Genomic DNA, 20,060 nt, shown 5'->3' with positions numbered 1-20,060 from the left:
GGGCGGTCCCCAGATGGAGACCGCCCGGCGTCGCGACTAGCCGCGGAAGAGCGACAGCAGGGACTGGCTCGACTGGTTGGCGATGGAGAGAGCCTGGACCCCCAGCTGCTGCTTGGTTTGCAGAGCCTGGAGCTTGGCGCTTTCCTTGGCCAGGTCGGCGTCGACCAGGTTACCCACACCGGCGTCCAGGGCGTCCTGCAGCTTCGTAACAAAAGCGGAGTGCAGGTCGAAAGCCTTGGCCTTGGTGCCCAGGCGGGCGAGAGACGCGCCCACGTTGGTGATGGAGGTGCCGACCGTGGTGATCATGGCCGTGGCCGTGGTCACCGTGCCGATGGTGCCGGCGGCAGCCACCGTGACGATCGAACCGCCCAGGGCCAGGACCTCGGCGCCGACCGTCAGCTTGGAGCTGCCGTCGGCGTTGGCGAGGGCCTGGATCGAGGTCGCGCCGGTCTTGATGAGATTGGTCCCATTGAAATCGGCGTTCGACACGGCCTTGCCGATCTGGTCGCGCAGGGCCTTGAAGTCCTCGTTCAGAGCGGCGCGGCTGGTCGAGTCGAGCGAAGCGTCCGACGCGGCCAGTGCCTTTTCCTTCATGCTCAGCAGCAGGTCGGAGACCGACTCGCCGGCCGCGACAGCCACGTCGATGACGGAGCGGCCACGGTTCAGCGAATCCTGCACGGCGTTCAGCGACTGGCTGTTGGCGCGCTGGGACTGGGCGATCGCCCAGGTAGCCCCATCGTCCTTGGCGCTCGCCACCTTCTTGCCGGTGTTGATGCGGGATTGGGTCTTCGACAATTCCGAGTTCGTCGCGTTGAGGTTCTGCAGCGCCACGAGAGCGCCGACATTGGTGTTGACTGAGTTCATAGCCATCAGAGTGTCCATCCATTCTGGAAGGGTGCATTCCGGCTTTTGCCGGACGAGCGTTCTTGCTCGCGCAGGCACACGCAAGGAGCGGGCCAGATAGCGGCGGTTTGCGGAAGTTTATCTTGTTGATTTTATTGAGTTAACCGTGCGGCGCGACGACCGGTCACAGCCAGGTCCGGCGGTCAAAATCGCCGGGCGGCAGGTTCTGCCCAACCAGCTCCCTTCCTCCTCGATGGAGGAAGGGTTGGGGATGGTGGTGCTTGCAGTGCGTTTACGACTGAACGCTGGTGGGCGCATGCGCCATCCCACGCTCTTCACCCAGGCTCAGCGGACACACCACCAACCCTGCCCTTCCTCCATCGAGGAGGAAGGGTGGAGCCCTATTCGGATAGGTTTGTTAGGCCGCCTCGACGCCGCCGCCGCTGTTGCCGACCAGGCCCTGCATGATCATGCGGTTGATCTCGATCAGCGGCTCGATCTCTTCCTCCTGGCGGATGACGGCGCTGGTGTGGCGGCCGACCCAGAGGCTGAGGGAGATCATCGAGGCGCGCAGGGCGTCGGGCAGGCCGTTGCCGCTTTCGGCGCAGTCGCTGGCCAGCGCCGACCACAGCCGGCGATTCCAGTCCAGCGCGTCCATGCGCCCACGGATGTCGTCCGCCGGCAGGGCGGCGGCTTCCATAAGAGCGCGGGTAACCTGGCCGAACAGACGGTATTCGGCCTCGCGGGGGGTCTCAGCCCTCGCCGCGACCCGTTGATACGCCTGTAGCGACATGGCCCAACCTCTCGTCTTCGTAGTCAACCAGTTTGCGGCAGAGCATCAGCGCCTTGTAGTACTCCTTGCCCATCACGTGGCGGGAGATGGCGACGCCGTCGGCCAGAATGTTCGGGTTCGAGATGACGCCGATGAATTCGGTCAGCCGGCGCACGAACTCGTCGTAGTAGCGCGCCGCTCCCGCCTCATCGAGATACATCATCATCACGGGGAAATAGATCCGCCGTGCGGGGGTGCAGGCGTCTTCCTCCTGCATGATGTCCTTCTCGCGAAGGACCGACGCCTTGTTCTGCAGGATCAGCACGCCACGGCGATCGCCGTTCTGCACGACGGCGCCGTTCAGCACGAAGCGCTCACCCGGCTTAAGCGACAGTTTCAGCGGCAAATGACCAACTCCGATACGGCCCCGTCAGGGACCGCCCCCGATCGTCGCCTTCCGCCGGCAAGGGCGGGAAACAACCATTTCACGCTAGCGAGCGCTGGTTAACGGTTGATTGCCCCTGCGGCGATGGGTCCGCGACCTGTGGTCGCTGATTAAGCGGGGATTAAGCAAGCTGGCGCACCTAGGAGCTACGCGCGGCGCCCGCCGTTTCGGCGCCCCGCTCTTTCGGAGCCAACTCATGTCCCTTCCCCCGCCACGCCTGAAGACCGCGGCCTCGGCCACGGCCCTGGGTTTCCCGGAAGCCGCGATCGAACCGGCCCGGGCCCGGATGGCGGTCGGCACGGCCGGCGACTCGGCCTCGGCCGCGGCGCTGGCCCGGCTGGACCAGGCGGTGCGGGAACTAAAGGCCGCCTCGATCGAACCCATGCTGCAGAACGCCGTGGCGGCGATCCGGAACGAAGACGCCAAGGCCGCCGGCGAATGGGCGATCAAGGCCCTGGAGATGGACGAGAAGAACGGCGTGGGCTGGTACCTGCTGGCCATCGCCCGGGAAAAGGCCGGCGACTTCGCCAACTCGGTGCGGGCCTACGAAATGGCCCTGGGCCTGCTGCCCGACCAGGCCGAGATCGCCAACGACATGGGCCGCCTGGCCTATCGCATGGGCATGAAGGAGACGGCCGAGAAGCTGTTCGCCCATTATCTGCGCCGCTATCCGCAAAGCTATGAGGCGGCCAACAACCTGGCCTGCGCCATCCGCGACCAGAACCGCTTCGACGAAGCGGTCGAGGTGCTCAAGCCCGCCATCATGGGCAAGCCCGACGATCCGCTGCTATGGAACACCCTGGGCTCGGTGATCGCCGAGCAGAGCGATCCCGAGGGCGCCATCACCTTCTTCAATGAGGCCCTGCGCTGGGATCCGGGCTTCGTGAAGGCCCGCTACAACCGCGGTAACGCCTTGCTGGCCATCGGCCAGATGGAGGGGGCGCTGGCCGACTGTCAGGCCGCCCTGGACGCCGCCATCATCCCCTCCGAGCGGATGATGATGCAGCTGGCCCGCTCGACCATCCGCATCTGCCTGGGCGACCTGGGCGGCGGCTGGGACGACTACGAAGCCCGCCTCGACCCGCAGTTCGCCGACGTCACCAACTTCATGTGCGACCAGCCGCGCTGGGAGCCGGGTTCCGACCTGGCCGGCAAGCGCTTGGTCATCATCGGCGAGCAGGGCCTGGGCGATGAGGTGCTGTTCGCCAACCTGATCCCCGACGTGCTGGCGGATCTGGGCCCCGAGGGCCGCCTGGCCATCGCGGTCGAGCCGCGCCTGGTCAGCCTGTTCCAGCGCGCCTTCCCCACCGCCGAGGTCGGGCCGCACGCCACCTACCGCATCGATGGCCACACGGTTCGTGGCGCGCCCTTCCTGGCCGATCCGGACGCCTTCGACCTGTGGACGCCCCTGGCCAGCCTGCTGCGCGGCTACCGCCGCAGCGTCGAGGCCTATCCGGACCGCGAACGCTTCATGCGCGCCGATCCCGAGCGGGTCGCCTACTGGAAGGGCGTGCTGGCCGAGGCCCCGGCCGGCGCCAAGGTCGGCATCCTGTGGAAGAGCCTGGTCAGCACCGGCGCCCGCCACCGCTTCTTCGCCCCCTTCGAGGAGTGGGAGGCGGTGCTCAAGACCCCGGGGATCACCTTCGTCAACCTGCAGTACGGCGTCAGCGACGAGGAGGTCGCCTTCGCCGCCGCCGAGTGGGGCGTCAACATCTGGACCCCGCCGGGCATCGACCTGAAGGACGACCTGGACGACCTCGCCGCCCTGACCTGCGCCCTGGACCTGGTCCTGGCCCCGTCCAACGCCACCAGCAACATCGCCGCCGCCTGTGGCGCGCCGGTCTGGATCATCTCGGTGCCCGGCGCCTGGTCGCGCCTGGGGACCGAGCGCCTGCCCTGGTATCCGCAGGCGCGGGTCTTCCTGCCGCCGGGCTTTGGCGACTGGCTGCCGGTCATGGACGAGATCGCCCAGGCGCTGACCCAGGCCTTTCCAACCGGAACATAAGGCGTCCGCAGGGGTTATTTCGGGGACGATGCTGGGGGTGGCCCAGCCAGGAGTCCCTCGACATGCCCCAGATGCCAACCGAGTTTGACGCTCAGGATTCCGCCGAGGTCTTCGACGAAACCAACCTGACGAAAGATGGCGGCGACATCGCCAATTTCGACACCCTTCGCGAAGTCCGCGACTTCACCAGCGCCAGCGACGACGACGATCTCGACGGCGACGAGGGCGAACTGGACGAAGCCGATTTCGATGACGACGCGGTCGACGGCGACGTCCTTGAGGCCGGTCGCGACGATGACGGCCTGCGCCGCACCCTGTCGGCCGCCAACGATGTCGACAGCGACGACGATCAGCCCGACGACTACCAGGCCTCCAGCGGCGATCCCGGCGAGGGCGGCGACGACACGCCCCCGCAGGAAATCCCCGACGACGGCGACCACACGCCCGAGGAACAGCCCATGGAGGCCGACGAGCACGTCGACAAGCAGCTCGACAAGGGCCTGAAGGAAACCTTCCCCGCCTCGGACCCGGTGTCGATCAACCCCGGCGCCGATTGAGGCCCCACCGGCCCGAGACCAGGCTGGGCGGGACAGGAGTTCCGCCCATGCCTGATACTGACGGGCCCGACCAACACGAGGAAGACGCGCTCGACGAGGCCCTCGAAGAGAGCTTCCCGGCCAGCGATCCGCCGTCCCAGACCCAGCCCCATCCGGCCGATCCGCCGAAACCCGCTTGAATGTGGCGATACGCCCTATAGGCTGTCCCCTGAATTGAACGTTTGTTTGGATCGCCGCGCGCGACCAACGACATAGGGCGCGACGACAAGGGGATGGCATGACCGAGCGTTTTTCCGGCACCGACAACTATATCGCCACCGAGGACCTGAAGGTGGCGGTCAACGCCGCCATCGCGCTCGAGCGGCCGCTGCTGATCAAGGGTGAGCCGGGCACCGGCAAGACCGTGCTGGCCTATGAAGTGGCCAAGGCGCTGAACGCCCCGCTGATCACCTGGCACATCAAGTCGACGACCAAGGCCCAGCAGGGCCTCTACGAATACGACGCCGTCACCCGCCTGCGCGACAGCCAGCTGGGCGAAGAGCGGGTCAAGGACGTCCGCAACTACATCAAGCGCGGCAAGCTCTGGGAGGCCTTCGTCCATGAGGGCCGGCCCGTGCTGCTGATCGACGAGATCGACAAGGCCGATATCGAGTTCCCCAACGACCTGCTGCAGGAACTCGATCGGATGGAGTTCTACGTCTACGAGACCGACGAGACCATCTCGGCCAAGGTCCGACCGGTGGTGATCATCACCTCGAACAACGAGAAGGAACTGCCGGACGCCTTCCTGCGCCGCTGCTTCTTCCACTACATCCGCTTCCCCGACGAAGAGACGATGAACGCCATCGTCGATGTCCACTTCCCGGGGATCAAGCAGAAGCTGGTCAGCGAGGCGATGCGCATCTTCTACGACATGCGCAAGGTGCCGGGCCTGAAGAAGAAGCCCTCGACTTCCGAGCTGCTGGACTGGCTGAAGCTGCTGATGGTCGAGGACATCGACGAGAACACCCTGAAGGAAAAGGATCCGACCAAGTTGATCCCGCCCCTCCACGGCGCCCTCCTGAAGAACGAGCAGGACGTGCACCTCTTCGAGCGCCTGGCCTTCCTGGCCCGCCGCGAAGGGGCCGGTTCGCGCCCGGGGCAATAGTCTTTCCGGCTTACCGCGATTTCACTGGACCCTCGCCAGAAGCGGTCGCACGCTTGTGGTGTAGAGGAGCTATGCCCATGACCCGCCTGCTGCTGATCGCCACCGTCGCCGTTTCGGCCCTGGGACTGACCGCCTGTCATCGCGAAGGCAGCTACAGCAAGACCGAGGTCAGCGTCTCGAGCGACAAGCCGGTCAAGACCATCGCCAAGCTGGAATGCCCCCAGAGCCAGGGCGAGCTGACCCTGGTCAGCGCCGCCCCCGACGGCCAGTCCTGCAACTACGCCGGCAAGGGCTCTGAGGTGACGCTCAAGCTGCTGGCGATCCAGGCGGGCGATCCCGCGACGGTGCTGGGTCCCATCGAGACCGAACTGCGCGGGCTGATGCCGGCCAAGCCGGTGGACGTCACGACCAAGGTCGAGGCCGACGAAGACCACGAGGCGACCAGCGTCGACCTGCCCGGTATTCATATCAAGACCGAGAAGGACGGCAGCGCCAAGGTCAATATCGGCGGCGCGATCAAGGTGGACGCCGACAAGGACGGCAAGGCCAAGGTCAATGTCGGCGACAAGGTCAAGGTCGACGCCGACGACGACCGCGCCGAGGTTCATATCAGCGACGCCGAGCAGGACGCCAAGACCGGCAGCATCACCGCCTTCTTCGTGCTGACCGACAAGGGGGCGTCCGGCTACAAGGCCGTCGGCTACCAGGCCCGCGGACCCAAGACCGGTCCGATCGCCGTGGCCGTGGTCAAGGTCAAGACCGAAGCCGGCCGCGACGACGGCGCCTTCCGCGCCGCCAAGGACCTGATCCGGCTCAACGTCGGGGGCTAGACCTCCACCACCTCCATCACCTTGTAGGTCAGCGGCCGGCCGTCCTCGTCGGTGACGGTGACGTATTCGCCCAGCGAGAAGCGGTGCTCGCCCAGGCGGTGCAGCGGCTCGTCGTCGGAGGCGTCCTCGTCGTCGTAGTCGAAGAACCAGCGCTGGCCGCGGCGGTTCAGCCGGCCCTCGACCGCATCCTCGTCCGGCGCGAAGCGGCGCACCGTGCAGGCGGCCCTGTGCTTGGCATAGGCGGCCTCGTCGATCAGGCCGTCGGCCGTGAGCGGGGCGACCAGGGTGTAGCCGCGATGGTCGTCGCCGCCGGAAAATTCGGTGCCGGGATTGCGACCCAGGCGCATGACGATGCGCGACAGGCTCATGACGTTTCTTCTTTCTTTTTAAGAGCTTAGTGGGAGAGGAACAGCGATGGCCCGTCGTTGTTGAGCAGGGTCCGGGTGGTGCCGCCGAAGATGTATTCCTGCAGGCGCGGGTGACCGAAGGCGCCCGCCACCACCAGGGTGGCCTCCAGCCGCTGGGCGGCGGCCAGGATCAGCGGGGCGGCGTCGGAGCCCTCGCTCATCAGGGCCAGTTCCGACTTGACGCCCCGGGCGGCGAAGAATTCCTGCAGCCGGGCCGGTTCGAAGTTGCGCGAACTGGCCTGTGGGGCGCCGAAGATCACCACCTTGCCGGCCTTTTCCAGCAGCGGCAGCGCCGTGCGGGCCGCCCGGCTGGCCTCCTTGCCGCCGTCCCAGGCGACCAGGGCCGTACCGCCGGCCTTCAGGCCCGGGCGGGCGACGATGACCGGCCGCTGCTCGTCGGCGACCACCTGCTGGAAGGCTTCGGCCAGGGGGCCCCTGCCCCGCGCCGCCTCGCCGCCGAACACCACCACGTCCGACAGCCGGCCCTCCATGGAAAGGCCCGCCCAGACGGGGGATTCCAGGCTGACGAAACTGGTCTTGTCATAGCCGCAGGCGGCGACGGCGGCCTTGGCGGCCCGCTCGCCCTCGGCGGCGGCCTCCTTGAGGCTGTCCATGGCGGTGATCTGCACACCGCCCATGAACCCTTCGCCCATCCAGGGCATCAGGTCGGCGATGTCGGCCGGCGCATGCACCGCCGCCAGCTCAGCCCCGAACGGCCTGGCCAATTCGGCGGCCGCGCCGAGGATTTCCCCATCCCCGTGGCCACCGGCCAGCGGCGCCATGATTCTTGCCCAGCTCATTGTTTCGCTTCTCCGTTGTGGAAATCAGCACTGAGTGGAATTCGGATCATTGATCTTTCTCAAGCCATGCGCCAGTTGGATCGCCCACTAGTGAAGGGAACGCCTGAAGTGGCCAAAGGAACCGGAGCCACGCGCAACAGCCGCAATACCCCCAGGGCCTGGCAGCGCATGCTTTCCGGACGGCGCCTGGACCTGCTTGATCCCTCGCCGATGGATATCGAGATCGAGGATATCGCCCACGGCCTGGCCCGCGTCGCCCGCTGGAACGGCCAGACGATCGGCGAGCACGGCTTCTCGGTCGCCCAGCATTCCCTGGTGGTCGAAGAGATCGCCGCCCACATCCAGCCGACCCTGGAGCCGCGCTGGCGATTGGCGGCCCTGCTGCACGACGCCAGCGAATACGTCATCGGCGACATGATCAGCCCCTTCAAGGCGGCGCTGGGCGTCTCCTACAAGGATTTCGAGGAGCGGCTGGAGCACGCCATCCATGCCCGCTTTGGCCTGCCGGCCAAGACGCCGGTCCCGATCAAGAAGCTGATCAAGCAGGCCGACCGCGCCTGCGCCTTCTTCGAAGCCACCCAGCTGGCCGGGTTCAGCCACGCCGAATCGCTGGACTTCTTCGGCGCCCCGCCGGCCGGCTACAGCCTGACCATCGATCCGCTGGCGCCCAACGACGCCAGCGCGCGCTATGTTCACCGCTTCCACGTCCTCTCAGAGGCCGCGGGCTACGAGTCCGTCCCGGCGGCTCACGATACCGAGTAGCTCATGACCATCATCGTCAGCCCCCTTCGCGACGTCGATACGGTGGTGCGGTTCAAGAAGCCTTCCCACCTGATCACCCTGCTGGACCCCGAACTGATCGGCCAGAGCCCCAAGGGTTTCGCCCCCGCCCGGCATCTGAAGGTGGCGGTGGACGACATCTGGGAGCCCGAGGCGGGCAGGGCCGCGCCGGACGAGAGCATGGTCCGCCGCATCCTCGACTTCGGCGTCGGCTGGGGCGGCGAGGCGCCGTTGCTGGTGCATTGCTGGGCCGGGGTCAGCCGCTCGACCGCCACCGCCTTCATCCTGGCCTGCGAGCGCAACCCGCACGTCCCCGAGGCGACCATCGCCAGGGCCCTGCGCGCCGCCTCGCCGGGCGCCACGCCCAACCCGCTGCTGGTGCGGCTGGCCGACGACCTGCTGGGCCGCCAGGGGCGCATGCTGGCGGCGGTGCGCGAGATCGGCCAGGGCCACTATGTCTATCCCGGCGCCGTCTTCGAACTGCCGAGCCTTTTTCCGCATTCAAGTTCGTCCGGGGCATGACCGACGCGGTGGTCATCGGGCTGTCGGCCGTGGTCATCGCCATCCGTGATGGCGAGGCGGTGGTGCTGACCGTCCGTCCGGCCCAATCGACCCTGGCGGGCCTGCCCTTCGGCCCGTTCGACCCCGCCGCCGACCGCACCTTCGAGATGGCCATGCGGGCCTATGTGACCGAGCAGACCCGGTTCGACCTGGGCTATGTCGAACAGCTCTACACCTTCGGCGACAAGGGCCGCGAAGCCCCCCGGGCCGAGGTCGGGGCCGGGGCGGCGCGGGTGGTCTCGGTCGGCTATCTGGCCCTGGCCCCGGCGGCGGTCGACACCCACGCCCCCGACACCGCCTGGACGCCCTGGCAGCGCTACTTCCCTTGGGAGGACTGGCGCGGCGGCCCGCCGGCGGCCATCGAAGGCGCCATCGCCCCGGCCCTGCGCGACTGGGCCGGCAAGAATCCACAGCGCCTGTCGCGGGCGCGGCTGGCGTTCGGCCTGGACGGCGCACGCTGGAACGAGGAGCGGGTGCTGGACCGCTACGAACTGCTCTACGAGGCGGGCCTGGCCCCCGAGGCGGCCCGCGACCTCTCCCGCGCCCTGGGCGGCGCCCCGGACGAGCCCCGCGCCCTTTCGGCGGCCTTCGGCGAGCCGATGATCTCCGACCACCGCCGCATCCTGGCCACCGGGCTTGGCCGGCTGCGCGGCAAGCTGAAATACCGCCCGGTGGTGTTCGAGTTGATGCCCACCGAGTTCACCCTCTCGGCCCTGCAACGCACCGTGGAGGCCATCGCCGGCGTGCCGCTGCACAAACAGAACTTCCGCCGGGTGGTCGAACGCACCGGCCTGGTCGAAGGGCTGGGCCGGCTGGACGTCGATACAGGCGGACGCCCCGCCGAGCTGTTCCGCTTCCAGCGCGAGGCGCTGAACGCCCGCCCGGCTCCGGGCCTCTCCCTGCCCCTACTCCGCGACTAGCGGGACTGTCTCGGGTTCCGTCGGCTTGACCGCCGTCTGGGCCGCTTCCCGGGCCAGCCACTTGGCCTTGAGGGTATGGGAGGTGTCGCGCGAGCCGTCGGGGCTCCAGCCGGGCGGACCGAACAGATAGCCGAACACCTCGCGGATGGAGCGCGACCCGGCCAGGTCCTTCGCAATGCCCATCCACTCGTGGAACGCCACCCGCAGGACATTGAAATCGCCCAGGTTCTTGACGATGCCATAGCGCGGCGGCTCGGCCTCGTTCTCGGCGACGAAGGTGCCGAACATGCGGTCCCAGATGATCAGGATGCCGGCATAGTTGGCGTCCAGGTAGCGCGGGTTGCGGGCGTGATGGACGCGGTGGTGGCTGGGCGTGTTGAAGAAGGCCTCGAACCAGCGGGGCAGCTTGCGGATCGCCTCGGTGTGGATCCAGTACTGGTAGACCAGGCTGATCCCCTTCTGGATGGCCAGCATGGCCGGCGGAAAGCCTATCAGGGTCAGCGGCAGCCACAGCAGCCAGGTCCCGGCCACCTCTCCGGTCCAGGTCTGCCGCAGGGCGGTCGCCAGATTGTAGTGCTGGGAAGAGTGGTGGTTGACGTGCGCCGCCCACCAGAAGCGCCGCTCGTGCGAGAAGCGGTGGAACCAGTAGTAGGTCATGTCCTCGAGGAAGAAGACCGCCACCCAGGCCCACCAGGCGGTCATCGGAATCTCGAGCAGGTGATAGTGGATATAGACGTAGATGGCGGTCGCGGCGGCGAACCCGCCGATCAGCGCCCCGACGATATTGCTGCCCAGCCCCATCATCAGCGAGGTGGCGGTGTCCCGGAATTCGTAAGTCGCCTTGGCCTTGCCGAAGCGGCCCAGAACGATCTCCAGAATGATGGTGACCACGAACAGCGGGATGGCCAGGGTCACCACGCTGAAGGCCGGATGGATAGGGTCCAAAGTCATCCTTGCGGCTCCTTCAGGCCCTCGGGCGGCCAGGGGTTGATGCCGCTGACGGCCAGACGGGCCATCGGGGCGGACGGGTCGGCCAGCTTCAGGCGGATATGGCCGCTGCGGATCGGGGCCTTCAGGGCCTTGTCCCAGGGCATGTGGCGGGTGACCCAGCTGTCCCCCAGCCGATAGAGGACCAGGGCGTCCTTGCCGGCCCGGGCGATGGCGCCCCGGGTGTCAGCCGAGATCCACACCACGTCGGGAACCAGGTCGGGATAGTCGATGGCCAGCAGGGTCCGCGCTGTGGTGGGATCCAGCGGCGCAACCGGCCGGCTGATCCGCGCCCAGGCGGCGATGCCCACCATCAGCGCCACGGCGACGGCCGACCCGCCAAATTGCAGCAGCAGTGGATTGATCACCGTGTCGACGCCTTTCACTCCCCGCCTGGGAAGTGTCCCTGCGGAACCGTCACGTCAACAAAAAAGCCCCTCCCGTCGCCGGGAGGGGCCTTCTGTCACAGACCCTTAGAGGGCCGGGAACGGGTCTTAGAACTTGCGCACGTAGCTGACCGACCAGACGTCCGCGTCGCCGAGGAAGTCGTACTTGGTGTAGTCGGCGCGCACGCCGTTCTTGCCGTCGAAGCTGTACTGAGCGCCAACGCCATAGGCGACGCCATCGTCGCTGCCGCTGGTGCCGCCGACATCAGCTTCGGCGCGGGCGTAGCCGACGCGGGCGAGCAGGTCGAACTTGTCGTTCACCGGCAGCGTGCCGACGGCGTAGATGCCGTACTCGTTGTCGAGCTTCACGTCGGTGCCCAGAACGGTGTCGTCCTTCACGCCGAAAGCCACTTCGCCTTCAACGCCGATATGCGGGGTGAACTGAGCGCCGATGCGGCCCTGGATGGCGCCGAGGTTGACGTCGTCGGCGCTGATGCCGGCGTAGCCGACGTTGCCGTACCAAGTGGTTTCGGCGTTGGCGGCGACGGGGGCGGCGATGGCCAGCAGGGCGGCGACCGAAGCGCCAATCATGAGAGTCTTCATTCGTAGTTCTCCTATTCGACCTTTTTGGGCCCCTCACCGGTCCCGGATTGCTCAGCAAACGCGGCCAAGCTGGGGCGGTTCAAAGGCCTGTCTTAGCCGGGGGTTTGTCGTGACATGATTGCCACAGGCTGAATCGCCCCCGGAGTGCATGCTATCTAGTCGGCCGCGGATCGTTTTCCAGGCGCCTTACGGCGATTTAATCCGAATACCCGAAACAACCTTGAGAGGGTGTCACTAACTTGCATCAGGCCGTCATCGTCGCCACAGGGCTTCACACGCCAAAGCAAAGCATCAGCAACGCCGAGCTGGTCGATGCTTTTAATATGTTTGTTGCTCGACATAACGCCGCCCATGCCGAAGCCATCGCCGCCGGCGAGATGGAGGCGCTGACCGGTTCATCGGTCGAGTTCATCGAGAAGGCCAGCGGCATCAAGGCCCGCTACGTGGTCGACAAGGCCGGCATCCTCGACCCCGACGTCATGCGGCCCAACATCCCCGAGCGCTCCAACGACGAGCCCTCGATCCTGGCCGAGATCGCCATCGAGGCCGCCCGCCAGGCCATCGCCGCCTGGGGCAAGCCGGTCGACCGGATCGATGCGGTGCTGTGCGCCGCCTCCAACATGCAGCGGGCCTATCCGGCCATGGCCATCGAGGTGCAACAGGCCCTGGGCATCGGCGGCTTCGCCTTCGACATGAATGTCGCCTGCTCCTCGGCCACCTTCGGCATCAAGACGGCCGCCGACTTCATCGCCTCCGGCTCGGCCCGGGCGGTGCTGATGGTCAATCCCGAGATCTGCTCGGGCCACCTCAACTTCCGCGACCGCGACAGCCACTTCATCTTCGGCGACGTCGCTACCGCCGTGATCGTCGAGCGGGCGGAAGATGCGCAAGGCGGCTGGGACATCCTGGGCACGAGGCTCAAAACCCAGTTCTCCAACAACATCCGCAACAACTTCGGCTTCCTGAACCGCGCCGCGCCGGAAGGCATCGGCGCCAGGGACAAGCTGTTCGTCCAGGAAGGCCGCAAGGTGTTCCGCGAGGTGGTGCCGATGGTCAGCGAGATGATCGCCGAACACGCCTCGGACCTGGGCCTCGACACCACCCAGCTCAAGCGGATGTGGCTGCACCAGGCCAATATCAACATGAACGAGATGATCGGCCGCCGCGTCCTGGGCCGCGACCCGACGCCCGAGGAGAACGTCATCATCCTGGACGAATACGCCAACACCTCCTCGGCTGGCTCGATCATCGCCTTCCACAAGACCAACCAGGACTTCGCCGCCGGCGAGACCGGGCTGATCTGCAGCTTCGGGGCCGGCTATTCCGCCGGGACGGTGTTCGTCAGGAAGCGCTAGCGACCTGCGGGGCTCGGCGCAGCGTCCTTCATATGCGCCGCCTTCCAGTCCATCGCCTTGCGCACTCGGCTCGAGACCGACGGGTGGTCATAGAAGATGAACTCTTCCAGCTTCCCGGGCGTGGCGGCGCGGTACTCGATGGTCTTGACCAGAGCCTTGGCCAGGCCGTCGGGCTCGTTCACCCGCTGCAGGCTGAAGCTGTCCGCGTCGGCCTCGACGGTGCGGATGATGGTGTTGCGCACCGGGGTCGCCAGCAGCATCACCAGTCCGATCACCACCATCAGCACCGGCAATCCGGTCGGGTCCGCAATGCCGTCCACATGCCGCGCGCCCATCAGCCGCGCGGCCGGCATGAACAGCAGATTGGCCAGCCAATAGGCGAAGATGGCCAGCAGGCTCAGCGAGCCGGTCAGCCACAGCGAGTGCTGGTGGACATAGTGGCCCATCTCATGGCCGACCACGCCGCGCACCTCGGCCAGGTCCGCGTCCTTCTTGAACATCGTGTCGCTCATGGCGACGCGCGCCGAGCCGAACAGGCCCGAGACGTTGGCGGTGTAGCGGTTGGACTGCTTGGAGCCGTTGTAGATGAAGATCTTGTCGGACGGCACGCCATTGGCCTTGGCCATGGCCACCACGGCATCGCGCACCGGTCCCGGGGGCGCGGGGGTGTATTTGTTGAAGATCGGTTCAATCAACACCGGCGAGAGCACGATGGCGAACAGCAGGAAGGCAGCCGTAAGCCCGCCGGCCCACAGCCACCACATGCCCTTGGTCCAGCGGATCAGGGCGTAGAGCAGGCTAAGGAAGATGGCGCTGGCGATGATGCCGATGCCAAGCCCTTTGGCGCTCTCATCGAACCAGCCGACAAAGTCCTGGCTGCTGAGCCCGTACTGGGTCTCGCGCCACCAGTCGGCATAGATCGACCAGGGCAGTTCCAGCACCCAGTCGACGATGGTGAAGACGATCACGCACATCAGGGTGGTCAGCCAGGGTCGCGGCTTGGATTTCTGCAGCGAGCCCGAAATCCGGTCCAGCACGCCCAGCCGCACGATGATCAGGGCGATGACCAGCGACACCACAAAGCCCCACAGCAACAGCCAGTGGCCGCCCTGCGTATAGGCCGTGGCCTTAGCGTGAACCTCCGGCGGCAGCTGCGCCAGATAGGCGGCCGTCGCGGCGGCGGGATCGAATGTGGACATGGAAGGCTCCTCCCCAGGATGGGTGGAGGAGGCCACGGACGGGCCGGATTGTCAGGTTAAATCGCGGTCAGGCTAGGAAGGCGGCGATGGCCCTGGCGGTCTCGTCCGGCGTCGTCCTGGAGGTGTCCAGCACCAGATGCGGCTCCGGCATCGCCGCGCCGTCCAGCGCCCCCTCAACCCGCAGCTTCCGCAGCACCTCGACCGAGGTCAGCTTGCGGAATTCGTGACGCGAGGGGCTGTCCAGCCGATCCTCGATGATCTCGATCGGCGCTGTCAGTTCGACGAAGACCACCTCGCCGTTCACCGCCTTGAGGGTGTTGGGGATGAAGTCCGCCGTCACCGTCCGCTCGGGGGCGAAGGTGAAGATCATGCCCGGCAGGCCGGCGCGGACGCCCTCTTCGAACGCCTTCAGCCAAATCTCCTCGCGCAGCCGCACCATCGAGGGATGGCCGAACGGGAAGAGGGCCAGGACCAGGTCGACGGTCAGGTGGTTGTGGAACAGCGGCCACCCGGTCAGCTGGCTGAGCGCCTTGCCGACTGTCAGCTTGCCCACCGCCGCCGGGCCGTAGAGGAAGACCAGCCGCATCAGTCGCTGGGTTTCGACCCTAGCGCCGCCTGGGCCGCCGCCAGCCGGGCGATCGGCACCCGGAAGGGCGAGCAGCTGACATAGTCGAGGCCGACTTCCTCGCAGAAGGCGATGGAGGCCGGATCGCCCCCATGCTCGCCGCAGATGCCCATCTTCATGCCCGGCCGTTGGGCCCGGCCGCGCTCGGCGGCGATGCGCACCAGGTCGCCGACGCCCTCCTGGTCGAGGGTGACGAAGGGGTCTTTATCGAAGATGCCCTTGGCGATGTAGGCGTTGAGGAACCGGCCCGAGTCGTCGCGGCTGATGCCGAACGTGGTCTGGGTCAGGTCGTTGGTGCCGAAGCTGAAGAACTCGGCCGTTTCGGCCAGGTCCCCGGCCCGCAAGGCCGCGCGGGGCAATTCGATCATGGTGCCGACGGTGTAGTCGACCGTGACGCCGCGCTCTTCCATCACCGCCTTGGCGACCTTGTCGGTCAGGGCGCGCAGGTAGGCCATCTCCTCGCCCTTGGCGACCAGCGGGTGCATGATCTCCGGGGTCGGGGCCTTGCCAACCACGTCGCAGGCGGCCTCGAAGATGGCGCGGACCTGCATCTCGTAGATCTCGGGATAGCTGACCCCCAGCCGACAGCCGCGATGGCCCAGCATCGGGTTGGTCTCGTGCAGCTCCTTGGCCCGGCGCATCAGCTTGGTCGCGTCCAGACCGGTGGCCTTGGCGACCGCTTCCAGGTCCTCCTCCGAATGCGGCAGGAACTCATGCAGCGGCGGGTCGAGCAGGCGGATGGTGACCGGCAGGCCTTCCATGATGCTGAACAGCTCGACGAAGTCGGCCCGCTGCATGGGCAGAATCTTGGCCAGCGCCGTTCTACGGCCGGCCTCGTCGTCGGCCAGGATCATCTCGCGCACGGCGGCGATGCGGTCGCCGTCGAAGAACATGTGCTCGGTGCGGCAGAGGCCAATGCCCTCGGCCCCGAACTGGCGGGCGGTGCGGGCGTCCAGCGGGGTTTCGGCGTTGGCCCGGACCTTCAGGCGGCGCACGGCGTCGGCCCAGCCCATCAGGGTGGCGAAGTCGCCGGTCAGTTCCGGTTCGACCATCTTCACCGAGCCGGAAAGAATCTCGCCCTTGGAGCCGTCGATGGTGATCACCTCGCCGGCCCGGAATTCACGGCCCCGGGCGCGGAACAGCTGCTCGCGCGGATAGATGCCGATCTCGCCGGCCCCGGAAACGCATGGACGCCCCATGCCGCGGGCCACCACGGCGGCGTGGCTGGTCATGCCGCCGCGGGCGGTGATGATGCCCCGGGCGGCGTGCATGCCGTGGATGTCTTCAGGGCTGGTCTCGTCGCGGACCAGGATCACCGCCTCGCCGGCCTGGCCGAGACGCTCGGCCTCGTCGGCGTCGAAGACGATCTTGCCGGTGGCGGCGCCGGGGCTGGCCGGCAGGCCGGCGGCGACCACGTCGCGGGTGGCGGACGGATCGATGGTCGGGTGCAGCAGCTGGTCCAGCGAGGCCGGCTCGATGCGGACGATGGCCTCCTCGCGGGTGATCACCCCCTCGGCGGCCAGGTCGACGGCGATCTTCAGCGCCGCCTTGGCGGTGCGTTTGCCGTTGCGGGTCTGCAGCATGTAGAGCCGGCCCTGTTCGACCGTGAACTCGATGTCCTGCATGTCGCGGTAGTGGCGCTCGAGCGTGCCGACCACGTCCTTGAACTGGGCGAACACCTGCGGCATCGCCTCTTCCATGGAGATGTTGCGGTCACCCATCTCCTCGCGGGCCGCCTTGGTCAGCGACTGCGGGGTGCGGATGCCGGCGACGACGTCCTCGCCCTGGGCGTTGATCAGGAACTCGCCATAGAGGCGGCTCTCGCCGGTCGAGGGGTTGCGGGTGAAGGCCACGCCCGTCGCCGAGCTGTCGCCCATGTTGCCGAACACCATCGACTGGATGTTGACGGCCGTGCCCCAGCTTTCGGGGATGTCGTGCATGCGGCGATAGAACTTGGCCCGCTCGTTCATCCAGCTGGCGAAGACAGCGCCCACCGCGCCCCACAGCTGCTCCTGCGGATCCTGGGGGAAGGGCCGGCCCAGTTCGTCCTGCACGGCGGCCTTGTAGTCGGCCACCACCGCCCGCCAGTCCTCGGCGGTCAGGGCGGTGTCGACGCTGGCGCCCAGGCGGTCCTTATGGTCGTCGAGGATTTCCTCGAAGCTGTGATGGTCCAGGCCCAGAACGACGTTGGAATACATCTGGATGAAGCGGCGATAGCTGTCGAAGGCGAAGCGTTCGTCCGACAGCTTGGCCAGGCCCGCGACGGTCTCGTCGTTGAGGCCCAGGTTCAGCACCGTATCCATCATCCCCGGCATCGAGGCCCGGGCGCCCGAACGCACCGAGACCAGCAGCGGGTTGCCGGCGTCGCCGAATGACTTGCCGGTGACCTTTTCGACCTTGGCCAGCCCCTCGGCGACCTGGGCCTTCAGCTCGGCCGGATACTGACTTCCGTTGGCGTAGTAGTGGTTGCAGGCCTCGGTGGTGATGGTGAAGCCCGGCGGCACCGGCAGGCCCAGCGCGCTCATCTCGGCCAGGTTCGCGCCCTTGCCGCCCAGCAGCGTCTTCATCGAAGCGTCGCCGTCGGCCCCGCCGCCGCCGAAACCGTAAACCCAGCGCGTCTTGGTGAGTGCGTCGGCCATCTGATGCTGCCCTGCCCTACCCTGTTACCAGTGAGAAATCGGCCACGGCGCTCATCGCGTCCCTGACCTGAATCAAGAGCCTGAGGCGGTTATCGCGTTCCGCCTTAATCTCGGAATTGACCAACACCTTGTCGAAGAAGGCGTCGACCGGCGCCCGCAAGGTCGCCAGCGCGCCCATGGCCGCCTCAAAGTCTTCGCCAGGCATAGCGAGTTTGAGCCGAACCGTGACGACAGTCAGACTGTCGATCAGCGCGATCTCTTCAGCAGGCGCGCTCGGTAGCTTGACCGCGGGACCGGTGGGCAGCGGGCCCTTCTTTTCCTCGGCCTTGAGGATGTTGGCGGCGCGCTTGAAGCCGGCGAGCAGGTTCGAGCCGTCCTCGCTGGCGAGGAAGGCCTCCAGCGCCTCGACCCGCGCGACGATGCGGACCAGGTCGTCGTCGCCGAGCGCGAACACCGCATCGACGAGGTCGTGACGCTTGCCCTGATCGCGCAGCAGCACCTTCAGGCGGTCGGCGAAGAACTCCCTGAGTTCAACAACGACCGGCTCAGTCTTTTCTAAGGACATATGCTTCGCTGCAGCATCGCCAATCGCTTCTAAGAGAAGCTCAGCAGCGGCCGAGCTACCTTGCGCCTTCACATAAGCGCGGGTTTCCAACTCTATGCCCTGGTTGATCGCGACAGACGACGTTGCTTGGAGAGCCTTGTTGGTAGCCGGCCAAAGCACACCGATCAGACCCAGCCGCAGTTTTTTCTCCAGAATTATGCGGATCACCCCAAGCGCCGCGCGACGCAAGGCGAAAGGGTCGCGCGAACCGGTCGGCTTCTCCTCGATACCGAAGAAGCCGGTCAGCGTGTCCAGCTTGTCGGCCAGCGCCACGGCGGTCGCCAGCGGCGTCGCGGGCAGCGCGTCGGCAGGGCCTTGCGGACGATAGTGGTCTCGGATGGCGTCGGCCAGGTCGTCGCCCAGGCTCTCGGCGCGGGCGTAGTAGCCGCCCATCAGACCCTGCAGCTCCGGAAACTCGCCGACCATGTTGGTGCCGAGATCGGCTTTGGCCAGCTTCGCGGCCTTGGCTGCCAACTCGGCATCCGCGCCGACCAGCGGACCGACCTCGCGGGCCAGGGCCTCGATCCGCTCGACCCGCTCGTACATGGTCCCGAGCTTGGCGTGGAAGGTGACGCCCTTCAGCTTCTCCAGCCGGTCGGCCAGCCCGATCTTGCGATCCTCGTCCCAAAAGAACCGCGCGTCCGACAGCCGCGCCGACAGCACCTTGGCGTTGCCGCGGGCGATTTCCTTGCCGCCGTCGACGGCTTCCAGGTTGGCGACGACCAGGAAGTGGGGGGCCAGCTTGCCCGAGGCCGGGTCGCGGACGGCGAAATACTTCTGGTGGGTGCGCATCGAGGTGCGGATCACCTCCGGCGGCAGGTCCAGGAAGACCGGGTCCATGTCGCCCAGGATCGGGGTCGGCCATTCGGCCAGGCCGGCGACCTCGTCCAGCAGGCCCTGGTCCTCGACCAGTTCCAGGTTGCGGGCGAAGCAGAGGGTGCGGGCGCCCTCCAGGATGCGCTCCTTGCGCTCCTCAACGTCGAGCACGACGTAGTGGCCGGCCAGGGCCTCGCGGTATTCGTCGAAATCGCGGGCGCGGAACGGCCTGGCGTTGCCCATGAAGCGGTGGCCTTCGCTGATATCGCCACTGGCGATCCCCTCGATGTCGAAGGGCACGATCTCGCGGTCGAAGACGCAGAGGATGCGCTTGAGGGGCCGCACCCAGCGCAGCCGGCTGGTCCCGGAGATCATCGATTTGGGCCAGGGGAAGTTCCGGACGATCTTGTCGACCATGGCCGCCACGATCTCGGCGGTCGGCCGACCCTTGCGTTCGATGACGGCGAACCAGACGCCGTCGCGCTCGGTCAGCTGCTCGCGGGTCAGGCCCGTGGAGCGCAGGAAGCCGTCCATGGCCTGGTCCGGCGCGCCGACGCGGGGCCCCTTGCGCTCTTCGGAGCGGTCGCCCTGGGCTTCGGGCAGCCCTTCGGCCACCAGGGTCAGCCGGCGGGGGCCGGCGAAGGTCTTCAGGGCCTCGGGCAGCAGGCCGGCTTCGGCCAGGGCCTCGCGGGCCATGCGCTCGAGCGCGCGGGCCGCGTCGGCCTGCATGCGCGCGGGGATTTCTTCGGAGAAGAGTTCGAGAAGCAGTTGGGCCATGA

21 protein-coding genes are annotated in these 20,060 nt (G+C 67.2%); 9 read left to right on the top strand and 12 right to left on the bottom strand.

What is annotated here, in order from left to right; translation table 11 throughout:
* Window positions 1-36: 36 nt before the first annotated feature.
* The 3 genes from QO010_RS08495 to flbT form a co-directional block, all read right to left on the bottom strand.
* Entirely contained in the window at window positions 37-870 is an 834-nt protein-coding gene (locus QO010_RS08495; RefSeq protein ID WP_307348194.1) for a flagellin, read from the bottom strand.
* A 391-nt stretch (window positions 871-1,261) separates the two neighbouring features.
* Window positions 1,262-1,636, bottom strand: a complete 375-nt coding sequence (gene flaF, locus QO010_RS08490; RefSeq protein WP_307348192.1) for a flagellar biosynthesis regulator FlaF — start codon at window positions 1,634-1,636, stop codon at window positions 1,262-1,264.
* On the bottom strand, window positions 1,596-2,021 hold the full coding sequence (gene flbT / locus QO010_RS08485; RefSeq protein WP_307348190.1) for a flagellar biosynthesis repressor FlbT: 426 nt from the start codon (window positions 2,019-2,021) through the stop codon (window positions 1,596-1,598). The genes flaF and flbT overlap by 41 nt, the downstream gene beginning before the upstream one ends.
* 235 nt (window positions 2,022-2,256) lie before the next feature.
* On the opposite strand from flbT, the gene QO010_RS08480 reads away from it, so the two are divergent.
* From QO010_RS08480 to QO010_RS08460, 5 genes are all read left to right on the top strand, one after another.
* Window positions 2,257-4,065 carry a tetratricopeptide repeat protein gene (locus tag QO010_RS08480; RefSeq protein WP_307348188.1) on the top strand — a complete coding sequence of 603 codons (1,809 nt, stop codon included), beginning with the start codon at window positions 2,257-2,259 and terminating at the stop codon, window positions 4,063-4,065.
* A gap of 62 nt (window positions 4,066-4,127) precedes the next feature.
* On the top strand, window positions 4,128-4,622 hold the full coding sequence (locus QO010_RS08475) for a hypothetical protein (RefSeq protein ID WP_307348186.1): 495 nt from the start codon (window positions 4,128-4,130) through the stop codon (window positions 4,620-4,622).
* Window positions 4,623-4,669: 47 nt separating this feature from the next.
* Window positions 4,670-4,801, top strand: coding sequence for a hypothetical protein (locus tag QO010_RS08470; protein ID WP_307348185.1), 132 nt, complete (start codon window positions 4,670-4,672; stop codon window positions 4,799-4,801).
* A 98-nt stretch (window positions 4,802-4,899) separates the two neighbouring features.
* Window positions 4,900-5,769: an AAA family ATPase gene (locus tag QO010_RS08465; protein ID WP_307348182.1), complete on the top strand. Its 870-nt coding sequence runs from the start codon at window positions 4,900-4,902 to the stop codon at window positions 5,767-5,769.
* A gap of 77 nt (window positions 5,770-5,846) precedes the next feature.
* Entirely contained in the window at window positions 5,847-6,599 is a 753-nt protein-coding gene (locus tag QO010_RS08460; RefSeq protein WP_307348180.1) for a hypothetical protein, read from the top strand.
* On the opposite strand, the gene QO010_RS08455 is transcribed toward QO010_RS08460, so the two are convergent.
* Window positions 6,596-6,967 carry a hypothetical protein gene (locus tag QO010_RS08455; RefSeq protein WP_307348178.1) on the bottom strand — a complete coding sequence of 124 codons (372 nt, stop codon included), beginning with the start codon at window positions 6,965-6,967 and terminating at the stop codon, window positions 6,596-6,598. The two genes, QO010_RS08460 and QO010_RS08455, sit on opposite strands and share 4 nt — an antisense overlap.
* Window positions 6,968-6,993: 26 nt before the next feature.
* Entirely contained in the window at window positions 6,994-7,806 is an 813-nt protein-coding gene (locus QO010_RS08450; protein WP_307348175.1) for a universal stress protein, read from the bottom strand.
* 168 nt (window positions 7,807-7,974) lie between these two features.
* On the opposite strand from QO010_RS08450, the gene QO010_RS08445 reads away from it, so the two are divergent.
* From QO010_RS08445 to QO010_RS08435, 3 genes are read left to right on the top strand one after another with little or no spacing between them, the layout of a single operon-like run.
* Window positions 7,975-8,568 (top strand): YfbR-like 5'-deoxynucleotidase, encoded by a 594-nt coding sequence (locus QO010_RS08445; protein WP_307348639.1) that lies wholly within the window; start codon window positions 7,975-7,977, stop codon window positions 8,566-8,568.
* Between the two features lie 3 nt (window positions 8,569-8,571).
* Window positions 8,572-9,108: a tyrosine phosphatase family protein gene (locus tag QO010_RS08440; RefSeq protein WP_307348173.1), complete on the top strand. Its 537-nt coding sequence runs from the start codon at window positions 8,572-8,574 to the stop codon at window positions 9,106-9,108.
* On the top strand, window positions 9,105-10,067 hold the full coding sequence (locus tag QO010_RS08435) for an NUDIX hydrolase (RefSeq protein WP_307348172.1): 963 nt from the start codon (window positions 9,105-9,107) through the stop codon (window positions 10,065-10,067). Before QO010_RS08440 ends, QO010_RS08435 begins: the two co-directional genes overlap by 4 nt.
* Here the strand turns inward: QO010_RS08435 and QO010_RS08430 are convergent.
* The 3 genes from QO010_RS08430 to QO010_RS08420 form a co-directional block, all read right to left on the bottom strand.
* Entirely contained in the window at window positions 10,053-11,018 is a 966-nt protein-coding gene (locus QO010_RS08430; RefSeq protein ID WP_307348171.1) for a sterol desaturase family protein, read from the bottom strand. The two genes, QO010_RS08435 and QO010_RS08430, sit on opposite strands and share 15 nt — an antisense overlap.
* Window positions 11,015-11,422: a hypothetical protein gene (locus QO010_RS08425; protein WP_307348169.1), complete on the bottom strand. Its 408-nt coding sequence runs from the start codon at window positions 11,420-11,422 to the stop codon at window positions 11,015-11,017. Before QO010_RS08425 ends, QO010_RS08430 begins: the two co-directional genes overlap by 4 nt.
* 126 nt (window positions 11,423-11,548) lie before the next feature.
* Window positions 11,549-12,043 (bottom strand): porin family protein, encoded by a 495-nt coding sequence (locus tag QO010_RS08420; protein ID WP_307348167.1) that lies wholly within the window; start codon window positions 12,041-12,043, stop codon window positions 11,549-11,551.
* A gap of 239 nt (window positions 12,044-12,282) precedes the next feature.
* On the opposite strand from QO010_RS08420, the gene QO010_RS08415 reads away from it, so the two are divergent.
* Window positions 12,283-13,398 carry a beta-ketoacyl-ACP synthase III gene (locus QO010_RS08415; RefSeq protein WP_307348164.1) on the top strand — a complete coding sequence of 372 codons (1,116 nt, stop codon included), beginning with the start codon at window positions 12,283-12,285 and terminating at the stop codon, window positions 13,396-13,398.
* Here the strand turns inward: QO010_RS08415 and QO010_RS08410 are convergent.
* The 4 genes from QO010_RS08410 to glyS all read right to left on the bottom strand — a co-directional run bounded on the left by QO010_RS08410 (window position 13,395) and on the right by glyS (window position 20,058).
* A complete protein-coding gene (locus QO010_RS08410; RefSeq protein WP_307348162.1) occupies window positions 13,395-14,597 on the bottom strand; it encodes a M48 family metallopeptidase in 1,203 nt (400 codons plus the stop codon). The genes QO010_RS08415 and QO010_RS08410 overlap by 4 nt on opposite strands.
* A gap of 67 nt (window positions 14,598-14,664) precedes the next feature.
* Entirely contained in the window at window positions 14,665-15,183 is a 519-nt protein-coding gene (locus QO010_RS08405) for a nucleoside/nucleotide kinase family protein (protein ID WP_307348160.1), read from the bottom strand.
* Window positions 15,183-17,861 carry a pyruvate, phosphate dikinase gene (gene ppdK / locus QO010_RS08400; protein ID WP_307348158.1) on the bottom strand — a complete coding sequence of 893 codons (2,679 nt, stop codon included), beginning with the start codon at window positions 17,859-17,861 and terminating at the stop codon, window positions 15,183-15,185. The genes QO010_RS08405 and ppdK overlap by 1 nt, the downstream gene beginning before the upstream one ends.
* 16 nt (window positions 17,862-17,877) lie before the next feature.
* Complete coding sequence (gene glyS, locus QO010_RS08395) at window positions 17,878-20,058, bottom strand: glycine--tRNA ligase subunit beta (protein WP_307348156.1); 2,181 nt, start codon at window positions 20,056-20,058, stop codon at window positions 17,878-17,880.
* Between the last annotated feature and the right edge of the window lie 2 nt (window positions 20,059-20,060).

This window comes from Caulobacter ginsengisoli (assembly GCF_030814835.1).
Lineage (GTDB): Bacteria > Pseudomonadota > Alphaproteobacteria > Caulobacterales > Caulobacteraceae > Caulobacter > Caulobacter ginsengisoli.
The sequence above is the reverse complement of the archived record's forward strand: the minus strand, read 5'-3'. Positions and strand labels throughout refer to the sequence as shown.